Annotated in this window: 21 protein-coding genes; 7 read left to right on the forward strand and 14 right to left on the reverse strand. The window is 67.9% G+C overall.

Going from position 1 to position 22,976, the window contains the following annotated elements:
* Positions 1-227 precede the first annotated feature (227 nt).
* The 5 genes from ACW9UL_RS17925 to ACW9UL_RS17945 form a co-directional block, all read right to left on the reverse strand.
* Complete coding sequence (locus ACW9UL_RS17925) at positions 228-770, reverse strand: isochorismatase family protein (protein ID WP_457787840.1); 543 nt, start codon at positions 768-770, stop codon at positions 228-230.
* Positions 771-772: 2 nt separating this feature from the next.
* Positions 773-4,207, reverse strand: coding sequence for an AAA family ATPase (locus ACW9UL_RS17930; protein WP_457787841.1), 3,435 nt, complete (start codon positions 4,205-4,207; stop codon positions 773-775).
* 167 nt (positions 4,208-4,374) lie between these two features.
* Positions 4,375-4,734 carry a hypothetical protein gene (locus ACW9UL_RS17935; protein ID WP_457787842.1) on the reverse strand — a complete coding sequence of 120 codons (360 nt, stop codon included), beginning with the start codon at positions 4,732-4,734 and terminating at the stop codon, positions 4,375-4,377.
* A gap of 162 nt (positions 4,735-4,896) precedes the next feature.
* The gene (gene sbcD, locus ACW9UL_RS17940) at positions 4,897-6,111 is read right to left on the reverse strand and encodes an exonuclease subunit SbcD (RefSeq protein WP_457790991.1); all 1,215 of its coding nucleotides are present in this window, start codon (positions 6,109-6,111) and stop codon (positions 4,897-4,899) included.
* Positions 6,112-6,113: 2 nt separating this feature from the next.
* Positions 6,114-6,533, reverse strand: a complete 420-nt coding sequence (locus tag ACW9UL_RS17945) for an Lrp/AsnC family transcriptional regulator (protein WP_457787843.1) — start codon at positions 6,531-6,533, stop codon at positions 6,114-6,116.
* Between the two features lie 265 nt (positions 6,534-6,798).
* Here ACW9UL_RS17945 and yjeH point away from each other — a divergent pair, with 265 nt between their 5' ends.
* Positions 6,799-8,052: an L-methionine/branched-chain amino acid transporter gene (yjeH, locus tag ACW9UL_RS17950; RefSeq protein WP_457787844.1), complete on the forward strand. Its 1,254-nt coding sequence runs from the start codon at positions 6,799-6,801 to the stop codon at positions 8,050-8,052.
* A 204-nt stretch (positions 8,053-8,256) separates the two neighbouring features.
* Complete coding sequence (locus tag ACW9UL_RS17955) at positions 8,257-9,630, forward strand: TAXI family TRAP transporter solute-binding subunit (protein ID WP_457787845.1); 1,374 nt, start codon at positions 8,257-8,259, stop codon at positions 9,628-9,630.
* 85 nt (positions 9,631-9,715) lie between these two features.
* Here ACW9UL_RS17955 and ACW9UL_RS17960 read toward each other — a convergent pair whose 3' ends face one another.
* Positions 9,716-11,326, reverse strand: a complete 1,611-nt coding sequence (locus tag ACW9UL_RS17960) for a M28 family metallopeptidase (protein WP_457787846.1) — start codon at positions 11,324-11,326, stop codon at positions 9,716-9,718.
* Between the two features lie 350 nt (positions 11,327-11,676).
* Between ACW9UL_RS17960 and yejK the strand changes: the two genes are divergently transcribed.
* From yejK to ACW9UL_RS17980, 4 genes are read left to right on the forward strand one after another with little or no spacing between them, the layout of a single operon-like run.
* On the forward strand, positions 11,677-12,684 hold the full coding sequence (yejK, locus tag ACW9UL_RS17965) for a nucleoid-associated protein YejK (protein ID WP_021445742.1): 1,008 nt from the start codon (positions 11,677-11,679) through the stop codon (positions 12,682-12,684).
* Positions 12,685-12,734: 50 nt separating this feature from the next.
* A complete protein-coding gene (locus ACW9UL_RS17970; RefSeq protein WP_021445743.1) occupies positions 12,735-13,622 on the forward strand; it encodes a DUF4344 domain-containing metallopeptidase in 888 nt (295 codons plus the stop codon).
* 12 nt (positions 13,623-13,634) lie between these two features.
* Positions 13,635-14,480 carry a polyphosphate kinase 2 family protein gene (locus ACW9UL_RS17975; RefSeq protein WP_457787847.1) on the forward strand — a complete coding sequence of 282 codons (846 nt, stop codon included), beginning with the start codon at positions 13,635-13,637 and terminating at the stop codon, positions 14,478-14,480.
* Positions 14,477-14,797 carry a glutaredoxin family protein gene (locus ACW9UL_RS17980; protein WP_397498577.1) on the forward strand — a complete coding sequence of 107 codons (321 nt, stop codon included), beginning with the start codon at positions 14,477-14,479 and terminating at the stop codon, positions 14,795-14,797. The genes ACW9UL_RS17975 and ACW9UL_RS17980 overlap by 4 nt, the downstream gene beginning before the upstream one ends.
* Positions 14,798-14,837: 40 nt before the next feature.
* Here the strand turns inward: ACW9UL_RS17980 and ACW9UL_RS17985 are convergent, their stop codons facing one another.
* The 8 genes from ACW9UL_RS17985 to ACW9UL_RS18020 form a co-directional block, all read right to left on the reverse strand.
* A complete protein-coding gene (locus ACW9UL_RS17985; protein ID WP_457787848.1) occupies positions 14,838-15,773 on the reverse strand; it encodes a glutathione S-transferase family protein in 936 nt (311 codons plus the stop codon).
* Positions 15,774-15,837: 64 nt separating this feature from the next.
* Entirely contained in the window at positions 15,838-16,119 is a 282-nt protein-coding gene (locus ACW9UL_RS17990) for a GIY-YIG nuclease family protein (protein ID WP_031303765.1), read from the reverse strand.
* On the reverse strand, positions 16,116-16,835 hold the full coding sequence (gene pcsA, locus ACW9UL_RS17995) for a phosphatidylcholine synthase (RefSeq protein ID WP_397498579.1): 720 nt from the start codon (positions 16,833-16,835) through the stop codon (positions 16,116-16,118). Before pcsA ends, ACW9UL_RS17990 begins: the two co-directional genes overlap by 4 nt.
* A gap of 102 nt (positions 16,836-16,937) precedes the next feature.
* The gene (locus tag ACW9UL_RS18000) at positions 16,938-17,423 is read right to left on the reverse strand and encodes a nuclear transport factor 2 family protein (protein WP_457787849.1); all 486 of its coding nucleotides are present in this window, start codon (positions 17,421-17,423) and stop codon (positions 16,938-16,940) included.
* A gap of 154 nt (positions 17,424-17,577) precedes the next feature.
* Positions 17,578-18,342, reverse strand: coding sequence for an amino acid ABC transporter ATP-binding protein (locus ACW9UL_RS18005; protein ID WP_021445750.1), 765 nt, complete (start codon positions 18,340-18,342; stop codon positions 17,578-17,580).
* Between the two features lie 9 nt (positions 18,343-18,351).
* Positions 18,352-19,449 (reverse strand): amino acid ABC transporter permease, encoded by a 1,098-nt coding sequence (locus ACW9UL_RS18010; protein ID WP_457787850.1) that lies wholly within the window; start codon positions 19,447-19,449, stop codon positions 18,352-18,354.
* 9 nt (positions 19,450-19,458) lie between these two features.
* Positions 19,459-20,643 (reverse strand): amino acid ABC transporter permease, encoded by a 1,185-nt coding sequence (locus tag ACW9UL_RS18015; RefSeq protein ID WP_031303767.1) that lies wholly within the window; start codon positions 20,641-20,643, stop codon positions 19,459-19,461.
* Positions 20,644-20,741: 98 nt separating this feature from the next.
* A complete protein-coding gene (locus ACW9UL_RS18020) occupies positions 20,742-21,770 on the reverse strand; it encodes an amino acid ABC transporter substrate-binding protein (protein ID WP_021445753.1) in 1,029 nt (342 codons plus the stop codon).
* Positions 21,771-22,246: 476 nt separating this feature from the next.
* Between ACW9UL_RS18020 and ACW9UL_RS18025 the strand changes: the two genes are divergently transcribed.
* Positions 22,247-22,906, forward strand: coding sequence for an alpha/beta hydrolase (locus tag ACW9UL_RS18025; RefSeq protein ID WP_021445754.1), 660 nt, complete (start codon positions 22,247-22,249; stop codon positions 22,904-22,906).
* The last annotated feature ends 70 nt before the right edge of the window (positions 22,907-22,976 follow it).

Raw genomic sequence — 22,976 nt, forward strand, 5'->3', positions numbered from 1 at the left:
GCCCTTTCCCCGCCAGCGGACGGACGGCCCTGACCCTGGCGTGGATGTCGCTTTTCACATCCGCCAGAACCCTGCATCGGCGAAGCGTGATCCATCCTCCGCACGGCCACGGAAAGCGACAGATCATTCGTATCGCGACACGAGCGGATCCCCGCCTTCGCGGGGATGACGGGAGTTGGATTGGTCATTCCCGCGCAGGCGGGAACCCAGCAAGCCGCGTGATAACGCTAGCGGATAAACTCGCGGCTGACCTGGCGGAACAGCTCGCTGCCGGCCTGCTCCAGCCACTCGAAGGCGACCATCTCGCGCGAGACGATCGACGCCCCGGCGCGCTGCATCCGCGCCAGGCCCAGGGCCTTGTCGCGCGGCGTGCGCGAACCCACCGCCTCGTCCACCACGAACACCTCGCGCCCGGCGGCCAGCAGGCCGAGCACCGTCTGCAGTACGCAGACGTGGGTTTCCGCGCCCATCACCACGAACTGCCGACGCGCGCCGCCGGGCAGGTCGAACAGCCCGGCGCCGGCCGTGGCGGCAAAGTGGATCTTCTCGCGCACCACGCCCGCCGGCAGCAGTTCGCGCAGCGGCGCCAGGGTCGGCCCCAGGCCCTTGGGGTACTGCTCGGTGGCGATCACCGGCACCTGCAGGCGCTGCGCCAGACGCAGCAGCCAGGCGGCCTGCTCGGCCAGCTCGGCGGCGCCGTCGATGGCCGGCAGCAGGCGCTCCTGCAGGTCGATCAGCAACAGGGTGGACTCATTGGCTTGCATCAACATCGCTATGCTCCTTCCTTCACCGCAAAACGCGCGTCGAGCCGGCTGTAGCCGAGGCCGACGCCCTTGTATACGCGCAGCTGCACCGGGATGCGCTCCTTCATCGCCTCGACGTGGCTGATCACGCCGATGGTCTTGCCGCTGGCGTTGAGGTTGTCCAGCGCGTCCAGCGCCACCTCCAGGGTCTCGCCGTCCAGGGTGCCGAAGCCCTCGTCGAGAAACAGCGAATCGATGCTGGTCTTGTGGCTGACCAGATCCGACAGCGCCAGGGCCAGCGCCAGGCTGACCAGGAAACTCTCGCCGCCGGACAGGGTGCGGCAGTCGCGCGCCACGTCGGCCTGCCAGGTGTCGAGCACCTCCAGCTCCAGCTCGCCGCTGCCCTTGCGCGCCAGCTGGTAGCGGCCGTGCAGGCGCGCCAACTGGCGGTTGGCCAGGTGGATCAGGTGATCGAGGGTCAGGCCCTGGGCGAACTTGCGGAACTTGGCGCCGTCGGCCGAACCGATCAGGCCGTTGAGCTGCTGCCACAGGGCGTGCTCGCTCTGCTGCGCTTCAATCTCGGCGAACAGCGCCTGCTGGCTGCTGCGCCGCGCATCGTCGGCCTGCAGTTGCGCGCGCAGTTCGCCCTGGCGCTGGCTCAGCGCGCGCACTTCGTGCTGCAGCGCCTGCAGCTGCGCGTCCAGCTCGGCCAGCGCCAGTTCGGTCTGCGGCGCAGCGCGCAACTGCTGCAGCTGCGCCTCGGCGGCGGCCAGCAGGGTCGCGGCCTCGGTCAGGGCGCGCTGCAGTCGCGCCTGCAAGGCGGCGAGACGTTCGCGTTCGTCCTCGGCCAGCAGCGCGGCGAGAAACGCCGGCAGGTCGGCGAAGGGGCTGGCCGCCAGCGCCTGCTGCCAACGCTGCTCGGCGTCGTTCAGGCGCGCCTGCAGTTGCTGCAGCAGCGCCTGCTGGCTTTGCTCCCGGCCACGCAGGGCATCGCCCTCGCGCTGGGCGCTGGCCAGGCTGGCGGCCGCATCGTGCAGGGCCTGCTCGGCTTGCGCCGCAGGCTCGGGCTCGGCCAATGCCGAAGCGCCGGCGGCCTGCCAGCGCTGCCGCCACTGAGCGGCCTGCGCCTCGGCTTCGGCGAGCAGGCGCTGCGCCTCGCGCTGCAGCTCCTGCAGCTGCTGATCCTGCGCCTGGGCCTGCTGCCAGTCGTGCCAGGCGCCTTGCTGTTCGGCCAGCCAGGCGGCGCCATCGGCCGGCAACTGGTTGGCGAAGCCGTCCAGGCTGGCCAGCAGGGTCTGGCCCTGGCGCTGCAGCTCCCGCTCCAGCTGCTGCAGACGCCCCTGCTGCTCGGCCCGGCGCGCCTGCAGGTTGTCCAGATCGCGCGCCAGCAGCGCCTGGCGTTGCTGCGTATCGGCCAGGGCCCGCTCGGCGACCTCGCGGGCGCCGCGCGCCTGCGCCAGTTCGGCCTGCCGGCTCTCGACCTGGGCCAGCCGGCTCTGCACTTGCGCCAGGCTCTGTTCATGGCTGCGCTGCAGCTCGGCCAGGGCCGCGCCATCGGCCAGCGACAACGCCTGCTCGGCCAGTTGCTGCTGCCACTGCGCATCCAGCTGGGCGGCCTGTTCGCGGGCCTGTTCCAGCAGCTGCTGCAGCTGGGCGATCTGCGTGGCCAGGCGGGTCAGCTCGTCGCGCAGGGTGGCGCCCTGGTTTTCCAGCTGCGCCAGGTCGTTGCGGCCCTGCTCCAGCGCCTGGCGCGTGGCCGAGACGTCGAGCGCCTGGTACTGGCTGACCGCCGGGTGCTCGTGCGAGCCGCACAGCGGGCAGGCCTCGCCGGGCTGCAAGCGGGCGCGATAGGCCTCCAGATCCTGAATGCGCTGTTCCTGCTCCAGCAGCTTTTCCTTGTCGGCCAGCTGCTGCTTGAGCAGCTTGTAGCGCTCGCGCAGGCCGCCGATTTCGTCCTGCTTGCCGGCATGCTGGTGCTGCAGCTGCGCCAGCCGTGGGCTCAGCTCGGCGAGCTGCCCGGCCAGGCGTTCGCGCGTCTGCGCCAGCTGCTCCAGACGATCCAGCGCCCTGCCCTGCACCTGCAGCTGCTGCCAGCGCTCGCGCAGCCCGGCTTCGCCGCCGTCGCCGAGCAAGGCCTGCAGCTCGCCCTGCTGCCGGGCTTCGCTGGCGCGCGCCTGCTCCAGGCGCGCGGCGGCTTGCTCATGCTGCGCCGAGAACTCCTCACCTTGACGCTGCAGGGCGACGAGTTGCTCGGCCTCCTGCGCCAGGCGCGTCTGCAGCGCCTGCTGCTCCCTGAGCAGCTGCCCGCGCTGGTCGAACTGCGCGCGCCAGCCGCCAAGCAACTCACCCAGCCGCGCCTGCTGCGGGGCAGCGTTCAGGCGCGCCTGCAGGCTTTGCCGTTGTTCGAGCAGCGCCTGCAATTCGCCCTGGCGCAGACTCAAGACTTGCTCGGCATAGCGGCTGGCCAGCCAGAGTTGCTGGCGCTCGCGCTCGGCACTGCCGCGCTGCTGCCGTTGCAGCTCGTCCAGCCCCTCGTGCGCCTGCTGCCTGTCCTGCTGCGCCTGCTGCCAGCCCTGGTACAGCGGCTGCAGCCGCGCCGCCGGCTCGCTGGCGGCCAGCCGCTGCAGCTCGCCAGCCGCCTGCGCCTGAGCCTGCTGCGCCTGCTCCAGCCCCAGCTGCGCCTGCTGGCACTGCTGCTCGGCCTGTTGCAGGGCCTCGCGCCAGCGGCGCTGGGCCTGCAGGCTTTGTTGCCGGGCCAGCAGCGGCGCTTCCTCCTGGCTCAGGCGCTGGTGCTCGGCCTGCAATTCGCCGCGCTGCGCCTCGTCGAGCAGTTCCATGCCCTGGGCGCGGCTTTGCAGCAGGTTCAGCGCCTGCTCGGCGGCCTTGGTGCGCTCGTAGACCTGCTGCGAAATCCGCCCGTACACCTCGGTGCCGGTCAGCTCCTCAAGCAACTCGGCACGCTGGTTGGCGCCCGCCTCGAGAAAGGCGGCGAAACCGCCCTGGGCCAGCAGCATGGACTTGGTGAAGCGCTCGAAGTCCAGGCCGGTGAGCTCGGCGGTCAGGCTCTCCTTCTCGCGAATCTTGTCGGTGAGGATCTCGCCGCCGGCGATACGCGCCAGCTCCACCTTGGGCGCCTGCAGCGCGCCGTCGACCTTGTCGCGCGCGCGGCGCTGGCTCCAGAAGGCGCGATAGCCCTGCCCCTTGACCTCGAACTCGACCTCGGCCAGGCAGTCGGCGGTGTGCCGGGTCATCAGCTCGTTGCCGCTGGCCGACAAGGTGCCCATGCGCGGCGTGCGGTGATACAGGGCCAGGCAGATGGCGTCGAGCAGCGTGGTCTTGCCCGCCCCGGTGGGCCCGGTGATGGCGAACAGGCCGCTGTCGGCGAAGGGCGCGGCGGAAAAATCGATCTTCCACTCGCCCTTGAGCGAGTTGAGGTTCTTCAGGCGCAGGCTGAGGATTTTCATGCGGGAATGGCTAGCCGGGAATCAGGCGGGCATTCTGGCATTGTTGGCAGGGTTGTGCAGGCGCGGTGGACTGGACAGATGGCGCTATTGCCCAACGATAACCACAGAGTCAAATACCGCGACACGTTTCACCCTGTGGCTATCGCAACGGTGCGCCGAGATTATCCTTATTGGGCCGACCATATATGGTGATCGCCAAGGCTGGCATGCAGTGCGGCCCTGACATCGCCGGCGGATGCGCTAGCAGCAGCTATGCAGACGGCAACGGTGTTCTTCGAGCCCTTCTTTCGTTGCACCTCGATCTTGTAGGGATAGGTCCTGTTACCAATCGGCACCGCATCGACGTGCAATTTGTCGCTCTCGTACTGCGAGTTCCTCGTCCGATTTCTAAAGATCTTGGAAGTGTCGTCAATCGAGTCGATAAGCCCCTGCGCCTCTTGAAACAAGCGCGGCTCGATACTGATGTCCTCGAGACCACGCCCACCGGTAGGCGCCCCCTCATCGTTGATGTTTGGATTTAAAGCCATGCTTCGCTCCTTGAATAACCTGGTCATGGTGAGTTGGCGGCGAGCAGCATCCCTGAGCCAAACTGCATGGACCAAATTCTGCGGATCGCTGGCGAGCCCCCGAGCCTTGCAGGGTAGTCGTACTTGGACCGTCATGCCCGACGACGCTTGGAGCGGCCGGCTTCAATCCCCCGTCAACTCGTCCAGCACCCGGCGATAAAGCCCCTGCAAGCGCTGCGTCTCTTCCTCGCCCAGTTGCTCCTGCTGCAGGCGTCTGTCGAAAACCTCGGCGGCGGACAGTTCGTCCAGCGTCTCGCGCGCCTCGCTGGCCAGGCTGGCGGCGGCATTGCCGCGTTCGCGGCGGATGCGCAGCACTTCCACCGGCAGCCCTTCGCACAGCGCGGCGATGCGGCTCTGCAGGTCGCTCAGGTAGTCGTCGCCGCGCACCTGCACCTCCAGCCATACCGGCCGTTCGGCGCTGCCCTGGGCGGCCTGTTCGGCGATGGCATCCGCTAGTTCCGCGAGCGAGCCGCGCAGGCTGGCCAGGGGCTGGAAGCAGGGTACGGGCAGCGGCGTGACCGCCTGCAAAGCGCCGGCGCCGAACTCGACCAGCAGCACTTCCTTCTGCTGCCTGGCCTCGTCGAAGGACAGCGCAATCGGCGAGCCGCAGTAGCGGATCTGCTCCAGGCCGGCGACCTTCTGCGGCCGGTGGATATGGCCCAGGGCGATATAGTCGGCCGGCGGGAAGGCGCTGGTGGGAAAGGCCTCCAGGCTGCCGACGTAGATTTCGCGCACCGACTCGCTGGCGCTGGCGCCGACCGTGGTGAGGTGGCCGCTGGCAATGATCGGCAGGGCCAGGCCCAGTTCGGCGCGGCGGGCCTCGGCCAGGGCGAACAGCGTCTGGTAGTGCTCGGCGATGGCCTGCTGCAGCGACTGCTGCTTGTCCTGCGCGCTCTGCCCGGCCTGGCTGGCCAGCACCTCGCGCGGGCGGATAAAGGGAATGGCGCAGAGGATGGCGCCCGGCGCGCCGACGCGGTCGTGCAGCACCAGCACCTGTTCGGCGGGATCGAGGCCGACGCCGGGGACCACCCGCGCGCCGAGCTGGGCCAGCAGGGTTCTGCTCTCGCCGAGCATGGCCGGCGAGTCGTGGTTGCCGCCGAGCACGATCAGCGCGCAGCCGGCGTCGCGCAACTCGACCACCAGGCGGTTGTACTGCTCGCGCGCATAGCTGGGCGGCGCGCCGGTGTCGAACACGTCGCCGGCGATCAGCAGCACGTCCACCGCGTGCGCCCGCACCTGTTCCAGCAGCCAGGCGCAGAATGCCTGGTGCTCGGCCTGGCGGGTCTTGCCCATGAAGTGCTGGCCCAGGTGCCAGTCGGAGCTGTGCAGCAGGCGCAGGCTCACAGCGGCCACTCCTGCACCACCATATGGGTCTTGACCCGCTGCATCTGCGGGAAGGCCTCGAGGGCGTCGCGGATCTCGCTCAGGCGCGTCATGCTGGCCGCCTCGACGTACACCAGCATGTCGGTCTCGCCGCTGATGCCACAGCAGCGGCGAATTTCCGGGTACAGGCGCATGCGCTCGACGTAGTCCTGGCAGCGGCCGTCCTTGTAGAACAGCTCGAAGAAGGCCTTGACCGCGTCCGCCCCCGGCTCGGCGACCTGGGCGTGGTAGCCGCGGATCACCCCGCCGCCTTCCAGCTGGCGGATGCGCTCGCTGACCGCCGAACGCGAGAGACTCACCTCGCGGGCGATCTGGCTGACGGGGGTGCGCGCATCGCGGCGCAGCAGGGCGAGGATCTGGCGGTCGAACTTGTCCACGGGGAGTCTCAGGCAACAAGCGGATTTAGAACCTCTCCACGATCTGCTGCGCGTCGGCCCTGCTGCGTTAAAAACAGGCTCGGACTGCTCATTTACAGCTCGTAAACTCCGCGTCCTCGCCTGTTTTTGCCTTGCATGGCTCTAGCTCGCGAGATCGTGAAAAGGTTCGGGACAGAACCGCCGTTTCGACGGCAAAAGCCGACGCCCTGCACGGGAGCGCCGGCTTACCATGGCGGGATTCTGCGCAAGGACACGAGCATACCCCATGAGTCGACTGAACAAGGAACTGGGCCTGCTGCAGGGCATCGCCCTGCTCAGCACCTCGCTGCTCGGCACCGGCATCTTCGTGGTGCCGGCGCTGGCCGCCACCGCCGCCGGGCAGGCCTCGCTGTGGGCCTGGCTGGTGCTGATCGCCCTGGTGCTGCCGGTGGCCTTCACCTTCGCCCAGCTGGGCAAGCGCTTCCCCCATGCCGGCGGCGCGCCGCACCTGATCGGCCGCGCCTTCGGCCAGCGCCTGGAAGGGGTCAGCGCGCTGCTGTTTCTCGCCGTGCTGCCGGTCGGCCTGCCCGCCGCACTGCATATCGCCAGCGGTTTCTGGCTGGCCCTGTTCGACCTCTCCAGCGCCGGGCTGCTGGCGATCCAGCTGGCCACCCTCGGCGCCATCCTGCTGCTCGGCCAGCGCCCGGCCAAGGCCTCGGGCGTGCTGCAGGGGCTGATCGCGGTGGCGATTGTCGCCAGCGTGGCGCTGATCTGGTGGGTCGGCGACCTGCCGCGCGCCAGCCAGCCGCTGCTGCCGCCGCTGAGCGGCCAGTGGCAGCTGCTGCCGGCGGCGCTGGGGGTGATGTTCTGGTGCTTCGTCGGCATCGAGGCCTTCACCCACCTGGGCGAGGAGTTCAAGCGCCCCGAGCGCGACTTCCCCCTGGCCCTGCTGCTCGGCGTGCTGCTCGCCGGCCTGGTGTACTGGGCCTGTTCGGTGGCGGTGCTGAGCTTCGCCACCCATGGCGACGTGCACAGCGACACCACCGCCCTGCCGCGGCTGTTCGAGCTGCTGCTGGGCGAGCGTGCCCGCGTGCTGGTGGCGCTGGTCGGCTACCTGGCCTGCTTCGCCTCGATGAACGTGTATATCCAGGGTTTCGCCCGGCTGATCTGGAGCCTGGCCGACGAGGGCAAGCTGCCGGCGCCGCTGGCCCGGCGCAACGGCCGGGGCGTGCCGGCTCGCGCGCTGCTGCTGGTGGTCGCCAGTTGCGCCCTGTGCGCGCTGCTGGCCGCCGTGCTCGAGCTGTCGGTGGACGACCTGATCCGCTACGCCAACGGCAACTTCGTGCTGATCTACCTGTTCAGCATGGCCGCCGGCGCGGTGCTGCTGCGCGGGGTGTGGCGCTGGCTGGCCGGGCTGGCCACGCTGCTGTGCGCCGCGGTACTGGCGATGCTCGGCGGCGACGCGCTGTACGCCCTGGTCCTGCTCGGCCTGTTGCTGCTGCTCGATCAATTGCGTGCGACGCGCAGGTCCCTGGCGTAGGGGGCGCCATGGGCACAGGGGGTCGATAGGCGATGTTTGCGTTGCGTACACCGCGACACCCTATGGCGTGACCACAGGGCGCTTGGGGTTCTATCCTTGCAGCGAACCCGCCTGCCCTTATCCGGCGCTGCGCGCCAGCTTCTCCTGCGGGAGAAGGACACCAGGAAGGCGTCGCTTCGCGACTTTCACCCCCAAGGATGCCCCATGCGCCGCGTGCTGAACGACCTGAAGATCATGATCCTGGCCAACCTGTGGATAGTGCCGGTGGTGGCCGCACTGGTCTGGGCGCTGTTCCAGTTCGTCGCCCCGCCGCCGCCGATGAGCGCCAGCATGGCCACCGGCACCCAGGGCGGTGCCTACCAGCAGTTCGCCGAGCGGCTCAAGGAGGAACTGGCCAAGGAAGGCTTCGAGCTGCACCTGGTGCCCACCTCCGGCTCGCGCGACAACCTGCAGCAGTTGCTGGCCGACGCCCCCCAGGTGCAGATCGCCCTGGTGCAGAGCGGCCTGGAACGCCAGCTCGCGCCGGCCGAGCAGCAACGGCTGGAGAGCCTGGGGGCGATCTACCAGGAACCGCTGTGGCTGTTCTATCGGCGCGAGGCCAGCCTCGACCGCATCGCCGACCTGCTGCCGCTGCGCCTCGGCCTCGGCGGCGAAGGCAGCGGCACCCGCGCCGCCAGCGACGCCATTCTCGGCGCCAACGCCATCGCCCCAGAGCAATACCCCGCAACCTGGCACAGCCTCGGCGGCGGCAAGGCGGCCCGCGCGCTGCTGGCCGGCGAGCTGGACGCGGCGTTCTTCGTCGGCCCGGCGGAGAACGCCCTGGTGCAGCAGCTGGCGGCCAGCCCCGACATCGCCCTGGCGCACTTTCGCCGCGCCGCCGCCTACGAGGCGCGCCTGCCCTTCTTCAACCGCGTCACGGTCGGCGAGGGCCTGCTCGACCTGGCCAGCAACGCGCCGGATCGCGACATCGTCACCCTCGCCCCGGTGGCCACCCTGGTGGTCAACGAGGAGTTCAACCCCGGCCTGGTGCCGCTGTTTCTCGCCGCCAGCCGCGAGGTGATGAAGAACGGCACCCTGCTCGACGCCGCCGGCGCCTTCCCCAGCGCCGAGCCGCGCACCTTCGAGCTGCACCAGGATGCCGAGCACTACTACGCCAAGGGCCTGCCGATCCTGCAGCGCTACCTGCCGTTTCGCATCGCCTCGCTGGCCGACCGCTACATCATCCTGCTGATTCCGCTGATCGTGGTGATGATCCCGCTGGTCAAGGCGGTGGGGCCGATCTACCAGTGGCGCATCCGCGCGCGCATCTACCGCTGGTACAAGCACCTGCGCGAGATCGACCGCAAGCTGCACGCCGGCTCCTTGCCGGCCGAGCTGGACAGCGAGATCGAACGCCTGGAACAGCTGGAGGACGAACTGGCGGCGGTCGAGGTGCCGCTGTCCTACTCCAACGAGCTGTACGAGCTGCATATGCACCTGCGCTACGTGATCGAGCGCTTGCGAGCGCTGCAGCAACGCCGGCGAGACGCCCCGCAACATGCCCCCTCGTCCCTGGTGCCGTCTGCGGATCGAGACTAGCGCAGGGCAACGAAAAAGCCCGCGAATCGACCGCGGGCTTTTTCTTGTACGCCGTAGGGTGCGCCGTGCGCACCGGCGAACGACGCTACTTGACCCAGTGCTTGCCCCAATGGGTGATGTCGTAGGCTTGCGCGCTGCGCATCAGCCCGCGCTCGGCCCGGCTGGCCTCGATCTCGTCGTCCACCACCTTGGTCGACAGCGCCAGCCAGCTGGCGACGAAGGCCATGGCATCGCCGTTGACCTCCAGGGCGCGCCGGTCGAGGTTGTTCAGGTCGTCGCAGACGTCGTGGTAGCAGGGATCGAAGGCGATGCCGGCGGTACCACCGTAGCGACTGGCCTGCTCTTCGGACTTGACCACCTCGGCCCCGGTGAACAGCCCGCCGAAGGCGATGCCGTCGAGGAAGAACTGCGCGTAGTCGGAGCGGAAGCTGATCTCGTCGCCTTCGAACGGCAGACCGCGCAGGCGGTAGTACTCGCCGAACAGCCGCTCGATCGCGGCCGAGCCGGGCGGCCCCTGCAGGCCGAAGTCGGAGCCGTCGCCGTCGTAGATGAAGTAGGCGAAGTTCGGCGAGGCGATCATGTCGAAGTTCAGGTAGGCCTTGATCTTCGCCTTCTCCTCGTCGGCCAGCTGGTTGACGTAGTAGGTCGACCCCACCAGCCCCGACTCCTCGGCGCCCCACCAGGCGAAACGCAGCTTGTTCTGCGGCTTGGCCTTGGCCATCTGCACGGCCAGCTCCAGCAGCGCGGCGCTGCCCGAACCGTTGTCGTTGATCCCGGCGCCCTCGAACACCGAGTCCAGGTGCGCGCCGGCCATCACCACGTTGTCCGGATTGCCGCGTTTGCTCTCGGCGATCAGGTTGTGGGTCTCGGTGCGCTCGCGTACCACGTCGGCGACCATGCGCAGCCGCAGCTCGGCGGTCTGCGCCAGGCTCACGCCCAGGTCGTAGGTGGTGAACAGCACCGGAATGCCGCCGGCATAGCCGTCGCCCAGGGTGGCGTTGAGCAGCCCCTTGCGATCCTCGCTGTCGCCCTGGTTGAAGATGACCACCCCAACCGCACCGGCGTCGGCGGCGTGCTCGGCCTTGATCTGGAAGTTGCAGGCCCCGCGCTGCAGCAGGGCGATGGCGCCGGCGGGGAACGCGGCGAAGTCCTCGGCCTCGCAGCCGCTGGTGGACAGGTTGCCCTCGCCCAGGGCGATATCCACCGCCACCACCGGCGCGGCGACGTCGCCGGCCTCGGTCTGCGACAGGTAGGTGAAGTCCACCTCCCATTCGTACTGCGCCGGCGTCGGCGCCAGACTCTGCAGCACGCCAGGGCCTTGCGGGTAGAAGGCGCTGAACGGGAAGGCCTGGCGGCTGACGGCATAGCCGGCGCTCTCCAGGGTGGCCTGCACGTAATCGAGCGAGCCCTGATAACCGGGCAGCCCCGCCGCACGGTTGCCGCCGTTGGCCTGGGCGATATCGTTGAGCATCTGCATGTGGATCAGGCTGTTGGCCGCCTGCATGCAGCGCGGCAGCAGCAGCGGCGTGGCGCTCAGCACCCCGGAGCGGCACTCGGCCGGGCCGAGCCGCGTCGGGCTCCAGAACTGATCGAACAACTCGGTGAGATCCGGCGCCTTGGCCGCCACGGCCTGCCCGGAAAGTGCCGCCAGCAAGGCGGCGCCCAGTACACGGCGATTGTTGATCTTGTTGCGCATGTGTTCCTCCAATCCATATTTGGAGATCGAGAAAGGTGGCGACGCTTGTGGCGCCGCCGCGGTGCGTCCCTTTACTGCGTCGTGTGGACGTCACAGACGCTAGACCGGGAAGCGCCATCGCGCGAATCGGAAATCGCATTTTTTTCCAGAAAATAGAGCACTATCACTGCAGATAGCGGCAAATAGCCAGCAATCTCCCTTCGCACCCTGTGTCCAGCGGCATCCCGGGCATGGAGTCGGCAGCGATGTCGGGTAGACTCTGCGCATGCCGCAACGCTGCCGATGCGCGAGCCCTTCTTGCTCCCCTGCGGCGTTACTCCCATCGCGAACCCGCCAAAGACCGAACCGCCATGCCGATCCGCCACTGCATCGTCCACCTGATCGACAAGAAACCCGATGGCAGCCCTGCCGTGCTGCACGCCCGCGACAGCGAGCTGAGCGCCTCGCCGGCCATGGAGAACCTGCTGGCCGACCTCAACGAGAGCTACAACGCCAAGCAGGGCAAGGCCTGGGGCCTGTTCCACGAGGAGTCCGGCGCCTACCCCTTCAGCGGCTGGCTGAAGAGCTATCTGGATGGCGAGCAGGATTTCACTGCCTTCAGCCGCCAGGCCGTGGAACAGCTGCAGAAGCTGATGGAGGAATCCAACCTGTCCACCGGCGGCCACGTGCTGCTGGCGCACTACCAGCAGGGCATGACCGACTACCTGGCCATCGCCCTGCTGCACCACAGCGAAGGCGTGGCGGTGACCGAGGCGCTGGACGTGACCCCGGCCAAGCACCTGGACCTGGGCCAGTTGCACCTGGCCGCGCGCATCAACATCAGCGAGTGGCAGAACAACAAGCAGTCCAAGCAGTACATCTCCTTTATCAAGGGCAAGAACGGCAAGAAGGTCTCCGACTACTTCCGCGACTTCATCGGCTGCCAGGAAGGCGTCGACGGCCCGGGCGAGACCCGTACCCTGCTCAAGGCCTTCAGCGACTTCGTGGAAAGCGAGGATCTGCCGGAGGAGCAGGCGCGCGAGAAGACCAAGACCCTGGTCGGCTACGCCACCAGCCAGGCCAAGATGGGCGAGCCGATCACCCTCGACGAGCTCTCCGGACTGATCGACGAAGAGCGCCCACGCGCCTTCTACGAGCATATCCGCAACAAGGATTACGGCATGGCCCCGGAATTTCCGGCGGACAAGCGCACCTTGAGCCAGTTCCAGCGCTTCACCGGCCGCGCCGAGGGCCTGTCGATCAGCTTCGAGGCGCACCTGCTGGGCTCGAAGGTCGAGTACGACGAGGGCCGCGACATGCTGATCATCCGCCAGTTGCCAACCCAGCTGAAGGATCAGCTCAAGCGCCGCCAGGACTGACGCGCGCCCCGACTGGGCTAGACTGCAAGAACACGCCGCGAGGTGCGCCTATGCCCTCGTCCCCTGCCTTGCGCCGCCACTGCGCCGCCGCCCTGCTGGGCCTCGTCCTGCTGGCGGCCGACGCCTCCGAGGAGCCGCCGATCGAGGCGCTGCTCAGCGACGAAGAGCGCTTCATCAGTGCCAACGCCGAGTTCACCCTGCTCCACGAGATGGGCCACCTGCTGATCGCCGAGCTGGATCTGCCGGTACTCGGGCGCGAGGAGGACGCCGCCGACCAGCTGGGCTTCCTCAGCCTGTTCCTCAGCGCCGACCGGCAGCGCGACGCCGGCTTCTATGCCCGCCTGCTGGACATCGCCGACTACTGGCGCCTGGAATGGCAACGCCCCAAGCCCGACTACGAGGAGGTGCACGCCTGGGCCAGTCACGGCCTGGACGCGCAGCGCTTCTACAACCTGGCCTGCCTGATCTACGGCAGCGACCCGGATCGCCTGGAGTGGGTACCCAAGGTCACCGGCCTGCCGATGGAGCGGGCGCTCTATTGCGACCAGGAATACCAGCAGGTCAGCCGGGCCCTGGCCTGGGTCAAGCGCCAGCACGGGCGCAGGCCGGGCGAGCCGCACGGCCATCGCATCCGGGTGATCTTCGATGCGCCCGCACAGCGCATCGCCAACGGCGCACGCCTGCTCGCGCTGCTGCAGGACAGCGGCGAGGTGGAGGCCATCGCCGCCCGCGCCAGCGCCGTTTATCGCCTGCCGCGCGACCTGATCCTGCGCGTGGTCAATTGCGGCGCCGCGGATGCCTGGTACAGTCGAGACGCCGGCGAGTTGGTGCTGTGCTACGAACGCCTGGCACATTTCCAGCTGCTCGCCGCCCAGTTGCCGCGCCTGCGCCTGAACGGCGCGGCCATGCTGTGCCCGGCCTGCCGGCCACCCCGCTGAAGGAACCCGCCCATGAGCCAGCGCCTGCCCAACGCCCTGCTCGACGCCTGCCTGTGCGACGTGCGGGCGCCGCTGGCGGGCGATCCGGCGCGCACCTTCGGCCTCGACAAGGCCGAGGCCAAGGCCCGCCTGGAACGGCTCAAGCCCTGGCTGCAGGAGCAGCAGACGCGCCTCTGGGCCAACCGCCGCCAGGCCCTGCTGCTGGTGCTGCAAGGCCCGGACTGCAGCGGCAAGGACGGCGTGATCCGCCGCGTGCTCAGCGCCTGCAACCCGCAGGGCCTGGCCGTGCACAGCTTCCAGGCGCCGAACGCGGCCGAGCGCGGCCAGCACTTCCTGCAACGCTACCGCCAGCGCCTGCCAGCCCCCGGCCTGCTCGGCGTATTCAACCGCAGTCATTACGAGGCGCTGATCTGCGACCCGCTGGACGGCCTGTGCGGCGACGACGAGCTGCCGGCGCGCCTGGCCGCGGCGCTGGAATTCGAGCAGGGCCTGGCGGCGCAGGGCATCGTGGTGCTCAAGTGCTACCTGCAGATCAACCAGGCCGAACAGTACCGCCGCCTGGTCGAGCGCCTGGAGCAGCCGGCGAAACGCTGGAAGCTCAAGCTCAGCGACCTGCAGTCGCACCAGCAGTTCGGCGAACGCCAGCGGCGCTGGAGCGCGCTGCTCGCCGCCAGCCACAGCGGCGCCGCACCCTGGTACCTGATCCCGGCGCACAAGCGCTGGCTGCGCGACCTGCTGGTGGCCAGCCTGCTGGCCCGCGAGCTGGAAAGATTGCAGCTGCAGTGGCCGGATCGCCCGGCGCCCTTTACCCTGGAACAACTGCAAGCCGCCACCACGCACAAGGACGCGCACCAATGAAGAAAATCCTGCTGATCCTCGCCGCCCTGGCCCTGTGGCAGAACTGGGACAGGCTCGAACGCTGGCTCAAGCCGCCGCAGGCCGGCAACGCCAGCGGCGAGGTCGTGCTCTATGCCACCAGCTGGTGCGGCTATTGCGCCAAGACCCGCGAACTGTTCGCCGCGGACGGCATCGCCTACCGCGAGGTGGATATCGAGAAGGACAGCGCCGGCCGCGCGCGCCACCAGGCCCTGGGCGGCCGCGGCGTGCCGCTGATCGATATGCGCGGACGGATCATCCACGGCTACGACCAGCGCGCCATCCGCGCCGCCTACTGAGCGGCCGGCTGAATCGCCCCGCGCTGCCGAAAGCAGGCGCTCAGCGCGCCTCGATGCGAAAGCCCAGCCGCGGGAAGTGCACGTGCAGCACGCCGGCCCGCGCGTCCTCGCGGCGCAGGATCAGCTCCTCGCGCCCGGCGAACAGCAGCTCGCCCGCCACCGGATCGACGCCGTAATCCACCGCGGCGACGCTCACCTGCTGGCCGCGGACAAAGCCGTTGGGCTCGACGAAGTCCTCCTCCGGCAGCGCCGCCGGGATCGCCTCGCGCGCCACGGCGATGGCCTGTTCGGCGCTCATCTCGCTCAGCGAACCGTGGCCGAAACCCAGCACACGGCTGAGCCAGGCAGCGACGTCCGGGTAGTCGTCGACCAGCGGCGCGGTCACCGGAGTGGCGCGCAGGAACCACAGGCAGTGGGCCACAGCGAAGTCGGCCAGCGACGGCTCGCCGAACAGGAAGTCACCCGGCTCGCGCTGCAACTGCTGCTGCAGGCGCCCCATCAGCACCGGCCACTGGTGCTTGGCCTGCTCCAGCGGCAGGCGGCTGGCACTGCCGCCGGAGAACAGCGCGCTGCGGTCGGCGACGAAGGCCTTGACGAACTCCGGCGGCAGCTTGGCGAAGCGCAGGGCGATGGATTCGGGCTGGAACACCAGCGCCACGGCGTGCTGGAACAGCACCGAGTCGGCCCATTGCGCCAGCAGGCTGACGTTGAACTCCTGGCCTTCGGGCAGCAGCGCCGGGGTGGCCTTCTCCGCCTCCAGGCGGCGGGCGATCAGTGCAGTGTCGCAGTAGATATCGGCCCCCACCTGCAGCACCGGGGTCTTGCGGTAGCCGCCGGTCAGCGCGGTCAGATCCGGCTTGGGCATCAGTGGCGGAATCGTCACCGAACGCCAGGACAGTTGCTTGAAGCCCAGCATCAGGCGGGCCTTCTCGGCAAAGAGCGAGGTCGGGTAATGGTGCAGGATCAACTCGTGCATGGCGCACTCCGCGTCGGGGTCGAAAGGCCCAGCTTAACCGCCCGGTCCGACCGCGCCCACCGCCTCAGGCGAATGAGGGGGCATCACCGGCGGCAATCAGCGCTTCCTTGGCGCGCTTGGGCAGGCGCTTGATCGCCCGCTCGCGGCGCAGCGCCTCGCCCTTGCCGGCGCAGGCCTCGACGTAGGCCAGCGCCTGCGCCGGGCTGGTATGGAAGAAGCGCGCGCCCTTGCCCGCCTGGTGCTGGGCGAAACGTCGTTGCGGGTCGTCGCTGATGCCGCAGTACAGCGCGCCGTTGGCGGCGCGTACCAGGTAGACGAACCAGGCTTTGTCGAGCGCTGCGTTCATCCGCGCCGAGGCCACCATTCCCGCGCGCTGCGCCACAGGCAGACGCCGACGAAATAGGCGCTCGCCAGCAGCCAGATGGCCAGCAGCCAGGGCTGGTTGAGCGGGTACTGCAGGATCAGCAGCGCGCTAGCCAGCATCCACAGGCTGGTGACGGCGATGTTCAGCGGCATGAACTGGCGCACCCGAAACGGATGCAGGAACTTCATCTTGGTCAGCGTCAGGCCGGCCAGCAGGACGATGGTGCCGAGCGCCAGCCAGGGGTGGAAGTCGAGGAGGTAGAAGTACAACACCACCACGTTCCACGCCGCCGGGAAGCCGACGAAGTAGTTGTCCTGGCTCTTCATGTTGAGGTTGCAGAAGCAGAACAGCGAGGACACCAGGATCAGGCCCACGGCGAACAGCGCGGTGAAATCGGGCAGCGGGATAAAGCGGTAGAGGAAGATCGCCGGGATGAACACGTAGGTGAGGTAGTCGATCACCAGGTCCAGGGTCGAGCCGTCGAAGTGCGGCAGCACACCCTTGACGTCGTAGCGCCGCGCCAGCGAGCCGTCCAGGCCATCGACCAGCAGCGCCAGGCCGAGCCACAGCAGGCACTGCTTGGGCTGGCTGTCGAGCACGGCGAGCAGGGCCAGCAAGGCGAGTATCACCCCGCTGGCGGTGACGGCATGGACGCCCCAGGCCTTGGCCTGTTTCACGGCTACGAGCAATTCGGTCACGGCAGGATCTCGGCTGAGGGTGGCTGGGTGCGGCAACAGGCGCCTGCATCCCTAATTGAAGGCTATGACCGGCAAGCCTACCACTGCGTTCAGCCGCGCGCCTCAGCCGGCCGCCTCCTGGCGCCCCTGACGAAACTGCGCCAGGCCCTTGGCCGCCTGCCGGCGGATGGCCCCCTGCACCGGTGGCGCCCAGCCCAGCAGCAGGCCCTTGGCGCCGAGCGCCTGGCCGGCCCAGCGCCACAGGTCGAACTGGTCGCGGTGCTCGACTATCAGTCCGCCCTCGAAGCGAAACTGCGCCTGGATGCGGTTGACCACCTGGCGCCCGGTGGCGCTGAAGCGGTAGCTGGCGACCCAGTGGGCGCTGCCCTGGCGGTCGTCGGCCTGCACCGCATCGAAGGTCAGCGAAAAGCCTTCGGCGCGGCTGCACAGCATGCGCCACATATCGCCGGCCGCGGCGCCACGCAGGTCGGTGAACACCGGGTCGGAGAAATGAATGTCCGCGGCATAGCAGGCCGCCATGGCCTCGGCATCCAGGCGCTGGAAGGCCGTATAGAAACGCTGGATCAGTTCGGCATTGGGGTGGTTCATAAGCGCTCCAGGGCTACAGGCCTGTAGGGTGTCGCGGGGCCGTCTAGGCCATGCGCACAGCGAACGGAGGGTTTGGGCCTGCGGTGCGCGCGGCGCCCCTAGACCCCATGAAAAAGGGAGCCCGAAGACTCCCCCTGTTCACAGCGCAACCGCCTCAGTGCAGGATCTGGCTGAGGAACAGCTTGGTGCGCTCGTTCTGCGGGTTGGTGAAGAAGGTGTTGGGCTCGGCCTCTTCGACGATCTCGCCCTTGTCCATGAAGATCACCCGGTTCGCCACGGTGCGGGCGAAGCCCATTTCGTGGGTCACGCAGAGCATGGTCATGCCGTCCTCGGCCAGGCCGATCATGGTGTCGAGCACTTCCTTGACCATCTCCGGGTCGAGCGCCGAGGTCGGCTCGTCGAACAGCATGATCTTCGGCTTCATGCACAGCGCGCGGGCGATCGCCACGCGCTGCTGCTGGCCGCCGGAGAGCTGACCCGGGTACTTGTGTGCCTGTTCGGGGATACGCACGCGCTCGAGAAAGTGCATGGCGACTTCCTCGGCCTGGCGCTTGGGCATCTTGCGTACCCACATCGGCGCCAGGGTGCAGTTCTGCAGCACGGTCAGGTGCGGGAACAGGTTGAAGTGCTGGAACACCATGCCCACTTCGCGGCGGATCGCCTCGATGTGCTTGAGGTCGCTGGTCAGCTCGGTGCCGTCGACCACGATGCGCCCCTGCTGGTGTTCCTCCAGGCGGTTGAGGCAACGGATGGTGGTGGACTTGCCCGAGCCGGACGGGCCGCAGAGGACGATGCGCTCGCCCTGCTGCACGCTGAGGTTGATGTCCTTGAGCACGTGGAACTGGCCGTACCACTTGTGCACCGCCTGCATGAGGATCATCGGCTCGGCGCTGGACGACTTCTTGATGGCTTCACTCATAACTCACTCCTAACGCTTGTGGCCGGTATCCAGCTTTCTCTCCAGATGCTGGGAGTAGCGGGACATGCCGAAACAGAAAATCCAGAAGATCAGCGCGGCGAACACATAGCCCTCGGTGGCCATGCCCAGCCAGGCCGGGTCGGTGGTCGCCTGCTTGATGCTGTTGAGCAGGTCGAACAGGCCGATGATGATCACCAGGCTGGTGTCCTTGAACAGCGCGATAAAGGTGTTGACGATGCCGGGGATCACCAGCTTCAGCGCCTGCGGCAGGATCACCAGGCCCATCATCCGCCAGTAGCCCAGGCCCATGGCCGCGGCCGCCTCGTACTGGCCCTTGGGAATGGCCTGCAGGCCGCCGCGTACCACCTCGGCGATATAGGCGGACTGGAACAGGATCACCCCGATCAGCGCGCGCATCAGCTTGTCGAAGTGCATGCCTTCGGGCAGGAACAGCGGCAGCATCACCGAGGACATGAACAGCACGGTGATCAGCGGCACGCCGCGCCAGAACTCGATGAAAGTCACGCAGATGACGCGGATCGCCGGCATGTCCGAACGCCGTCCCAGCGCCAGCAGGATGCCCAGCGGCAGCGCGCCGGTGATGCCGACCGCGGCGATCACCAGGGTCAGCATCAGGCCGCCCCACTGGCTCGTGGAGACCAGGCTGAGGCCGAACACGCCGCCGTGCAGCAGGCACCAGGCGATGATCGGGTAGATCACCAGGAAGGCCAGGCCGTACAGCGCCTTGCGTGGCATCTGCGGCACGAACAGCGGCGCCGCGCCGATGATCGCCAGCCACAGGGTGGTATCCACCCGCCAACGCAGTTCGCTCGGGTAGAAGCCGTACATGAACTGGCCGAAGCGCTGCTGGATGAACACCCAGCAGGCGCCGCCGCCGGTGCAGTCGGCCCGGGTGGTGCCGCTCCAGGTGGCGTCGATGAAGGCCCACTGCAGCAGCGGCGGCACGATCAGCCAGATCAGATAGAGGGCGAACAGGGTCAACAGGCTGTTGAACCAGTTGGAGAACAGGTTGGCCTTGAGCCAACCCAGTGCGCCGACGCTCAGGCGCGGCGGCGGCAGGTCCGGTTTGAAGGTATGAGTCTGCATGGCTGCTCCTTACCGCTCGATCAGCGCAATGCGCTTGTTGTACCAGTTCATCAGCAGGGAAATGCTGATGCTGATCGCCAGGTACACGCTCATGGTGATGGCGATCACCTCGATCGCCTGGCCGGTCTGGTTGAGCACCGTGCCGGCGAACAGCGAGACCATGTCCGGGTAGCCGATGCCGGCCGCCAGCGAGGAGTTCTTCGCCAGGTTGAGGTACTGGCTGGTCAGCGGCGGGATGATCACGCGCAGGGCCTGCGGGATGATCACCAGGCGCAGGGTGACCGCCGGGCGTAGGCCCAGCGAGCGCGCCGCCTCGGTCTGGCCATGGCTCACCGCCATGATCCCGGAGCGCACGTTCTCGGCGATGAAGGCCGCGGTGTAGATGGTCAGCGCCAGGGTCAGGGCCATCAGCTCGGGAATCATCACCCAGCCGCCGCGGAAGTTGAAACCGGTCAGTTCCGGCACGCTCCACTGCAGCGGGTTGCCGCCGATCAGCACGGCCAGGCCGGGGATCACCACGATCATCGCCAGCGACGCCCAGAAGGCGTGAAACACCTTGCCGGTGGCCTCGCGGCGCGCCTTGGCCCAGCGCCCCATCACCACGATGGCGACGATGGTCGCCAGCAGCACGCCGACGAACAGGCCGAAGCTCTCCGACGGGCTCGGCGCCGGCAGGTACAGGCCGCGGCTGTTGAGGAAGAAGGTCTCGCCGATCTCCAGGCTCTGCCGGGGCCCCGGCAGGGTGAGGAACACCGCGAAGTACCAGAAGAGAATCTGCAGCAGCGGCGGGATGTTGCGGAAGATCTCGATATAGACGGTGGCCAGCTTGCTGATCAGCCAGTTCGGCGACAGCCGCGCCACCCCGAGGATGAAGCCGAGGATGGTGGCCAGGACGATGCCGATCACCGACACCAGCAAGGTGTTGAGCAGGCCGATGACGAACACCCGTCCGTAGGTATCGCTCTCGCTGTAGTCGATCAGGTGTTGGGCAATGCCGAATCCGGCACTGTTACCCAGGAAACTGAAGCCGGAAATGATCCCGCGCTTCTCGAGGTTGGCCTGGGTGTTCTGGAACAGGAACCAGCCGAGCGCCACGACGGCGACCACGGCGATGATCTGGAATAGCCACGCGCGCACCTGGGGGTCGGTCCAGACCGATCCTCGCGGGCGCGGGACATTAGCAGTAGTTTGCATAACAGCCCTCTTGGAAGCCCCATGCCCGCGGGCGCGGGCATGGGGTTCACGTCATCAGGAACAACCGGCGCGCCGAGCTGGCGCACCGGTACAGACGATCAACGCACCGGCGGTGCGTACTGCAGACCACCTTTGTTCCACAGGGCATTGAGGCCACGCTCGATCTTCAGCTCGCTGCCGGCACCGACGTTGCGGTCGAAGCTCTCGCCGTAGTTACCCACTTGCTTGACGATCTGCACCGCCCAGTCCTTCGGCAGCTTCAGATCCTTGCCGAACTCGCCTTCGGCGCCGAGCAGACGGGCGACGTCGGGGTTCTTGGTGGACTTGGCCATTTCTTCGACGTTGGCCGAAGTCACGCCCAGTTCCTCGGCGTTGAGCATGGCGAACAGGCTCCAGCGCACGATGTCGAACCACTCCTCGTCACCCTGGCGTACCACCGGGCCCAGCGGTTCCTTGGAGATGACTTCCGGCAGCACCACGTAGTCGTCCGGGTTGGCCAGCTTGATGCGCTGCGCGTACAGCTGCGACTGGTCGGAGGTCAGCACGTCGCAACGGCCGGCTTCGACCGACTTGGCGCTCTCGTCGGAGGTATCGTAGGTGATGGGGGTGTACTTCATGCCGTTGGCACGGAAGTAGTCGGAGAGGTTCAGCTCGGTGGTGGTACCGGCCTGGATGCACACGGTGGCGCCGTCCAGTTCCTTGGCGCTGGATACGCCCAGCTTCTTGTTAACCAGGAAGCCCTGACCGTCGTAGTAGTTGGTGCCGGTGAAGTTCAGGCCCAGGGCCGCGTCGCGCGAGCTGGTCCAGGTGGTGTTGCGCGAGAGGATGTCGACTTCGCCGGACTGCAGCGCGGTGAAGCGCTCCTTGGCGGTCAGCGGACTGTACTTGACCTTGGTCGCATCGCCGAACACCGCAGCCGCTACGGCGCGGCAGACGTCGACGTCCAGGCCCAGGTAATTGCCTTTCTCGTCGGCGTAGGAGAAGCCCGGCAGACCATCGCTGATCCCGCACTGCACGAAGCCCTTCTTCTGTACCGCATCCAGGGTAGCGCCCGCCTGCGCGAAGCCGCTGACACCGAGTACGGCTGCGGTGGTCAGCACAGCCAGGGTGGATTTCACCATCTTCATTAAAACCTCCAGTTGCTCTTGTTGTGTTGGAGTCTCGGTCCTGCTTCCCCACCCTTATGAGGCACGCGATCCGCTGGCAGCAACGGTATCGACGGGAAGATCGGACCTCAGGCGTGAGTCTAGTCGGCATTACCCTCTGCTGGCCAACTGCCCTCGCCCTGCCCATTGGTCGAACGGGCCAGAGACGGATCGTCATCCGCCGGCGCGAAGGTTCGCGCCGACGAACTGGTAAGGAACCCCACACAGCAGATTCCTGCCTGTTGAGCGTGCGGCGATGGCACAGTGTTACCGTTACCACACGCGTCGTCAGTCCGGGTCAGCTATAGCAAGCCCCGTACCAGCGCCTTGCAAAAAGCAGCATACGGACTGGTCAAGAGCAAAAGTTGCACCCGTGCGACAACTTATTCACAGATTAGCCAAGCCTCGAAAAGGGCGCCGCCCCAATTTGAAGCACACGCACCACACCGGAGCTACCAATGACCGCACCCATGATCCTGCAGCCCCCACAACCTGCCGATGCCAGCGTGATCTGGCTGCACGGCCTGGGCGCCGATCGCTACGACTTCCTCCCGGTAGCCGAAACCCTGCAGGAACAGTTGCCCAGCACCCGCTTCGTCCTGCCGCAGGCGCCGACCCGCCCCGTCACCATCAACGGCGGCTGGAGCATGCCGAGCTGGTACGACATCCTCGCCATGAGCCCGGCGCGCGCCATCGACCAGGCGCAGCTGGAGCAGTCGGCGCAGCAGGTGATCGAGTTGATCGAGGCCGAGCGCGCCAGCGGCATCGAACCGGCGCGCATCGTCCTCGCCGGTTTCTCCCAGGGCGGCGCGGTGGTGCTGCATACCGCCTTTCTGCGTTACCCGCACACCCTGGGCGGGGTATTGGCACTCTCGACCTACGCGCCGACCTTCAGCGACGACATGCCGCTGACGGATACAAAAAGACAACTGCCGGTGCTGTGTTTGCATGGCAGATTCGACGACGTGGTGACGCCCGACATGGGCCGCGCCGCGTTCGACCGTCTGCACGCCTGCGGGGTGCCGGTGCAATGGCGCGACTACCCGATGGCGCACGAGGTGCTGCCGGAGGAGATTCGCGATATCGCCGCCTGGCTGAGCCAACGGCTCGCCGACTGACCGGCAGGGGTGCGCCGCGCGCACCAGCGGTTCTCGGCGTCGCCGCGGTTCGCTGGCACGGCCCCCGGCT

This window comes from Pseudomonas sp. PL-6 (genome assembly GCF_054110165.1).

Coding starts and splice junctions, on each gene's coding strand:
- ACW9UL_RS17970 (WP_021445743.1), top strand. CDS start 12,735: ATGCCCTCGTCCCCTGCCTTGCGCCGCCACTGCGCCGCCGCCCTGCTG.
- ACW9UL_RS18015 (WP_031303767.1), bottom strand. CDS start 20,643: ATGCAAACTACTGCTAATGTCCCGCGCCCGCGAGGATCGGTCTGGACC.
- ACW9UL_RS17925 (WP_457787840.1), bottom strand. CDS start 770: ATGTTGATGCAAGCCAATGAGTCCACCCTGTTGCTGATCGACCTGCAG.
- ACW9UL_RS17985 (WP_457787848.1), bottom strand. CDS start 15,773: ATGCACGAGTTGATCCTGCACCATTACCCGACCTCGCTCTTTGCCGAG.
- ACW9UL_RS18020 (WP_021445753.1), bottom strand. CDS start 21,770: ATGAAGATGGTGAAATCCACCCTGGCTGTGCTGACCACCGCAGCCGTA.
- ACW9UL_RS18025 (WP_021445754.1), top strand. CDS start 22,247: ATGACCGCACCCATGATCCTGCAGCCCCCACAACCTGCCGATGCCAGC.
- yejK (WP_021445742.1), top strand. CDS start 11,677: ATGCCGATCCGCCACTGCATCGTCCACCTGATCGACAAGAAACCCGAT.
- ACW9UL_RS17930 (WP_457787841.1), bottom strand. CDS start 4,207: ATGAAAATCCTCAGCCTGCGCCTGAAGAACCTCAACTCGCTCAAGGGC.
- ACW9UL_RS17955 (WP_457787845.1), top strand. CDS start 8,257: ATGCGCCGCGTGCTGAACGACCTGAAGATCATGATCCTGGCCAACCTG.
- ACW9UL_RS17980 (WP_397498577.1), top strand. CDS start 14,477: ATGAAGAAAATCCTGCTGATCCTCGCCGCCCTGGCCCTGTGGCAGAAC.
- yjeH (WP_457787844.1), top strand. CDS start 6,799: ATGAGTCGACTGAACAAGGAACTGGGCCTGCTGCAGGGCATCGCCCTG.
- ACW9UL_RS18005 (WP_021445750.1), bottom strand. CDS start 18,342: ATGAGTGAAGCCATCAAGAAGTCGTCCAGCGCCGAGCCGATGATCCTC.
- ACW9UL_RS18000 (WP_457787849.1), bottom strand. CDS start 17,423: ATGAACCACCCCAATGCCGAACTGATCCAGCGTTTCTATACGGCCTTC.
- ACW9UL_RS17960 (WP_457787846.1), bottom strand. CDS start 11,326: ATGCGCAACAAGATCAACAATCGCCGTGTACTGGGCGCCGCCTTGCTG.
- ACW9UL_RS17990 (WP_031303765.1), bottom strand. CDS start 16,119: ATGAACGCAGCGCTCGACAAAGCCTGGTTCGTCTACCTGGTACGCGCC.
- ACW9UL_RS18010 (WP_457787850.1), bottom strand. CDS start 19,449: ATGCAGACTCATACCTTCAAACCGGACCTGCCGCCGCCGCGCCTGAGC.
- ACW9UL_RS17935 (WP_457787842.1), bottom strand. CDS start 4,734: ATGGCTTTAAATCCAAACATCAACGATGAGGGGGCGCCTACCGGTGGG.
- ACW9UL_RS17975 (WP_457787847.1), top strand. CDS start 13,635: ATGAGCCAGCGCCTGCCCAACGCCCTGCTCGACGCCTGCCTGTGCGAC.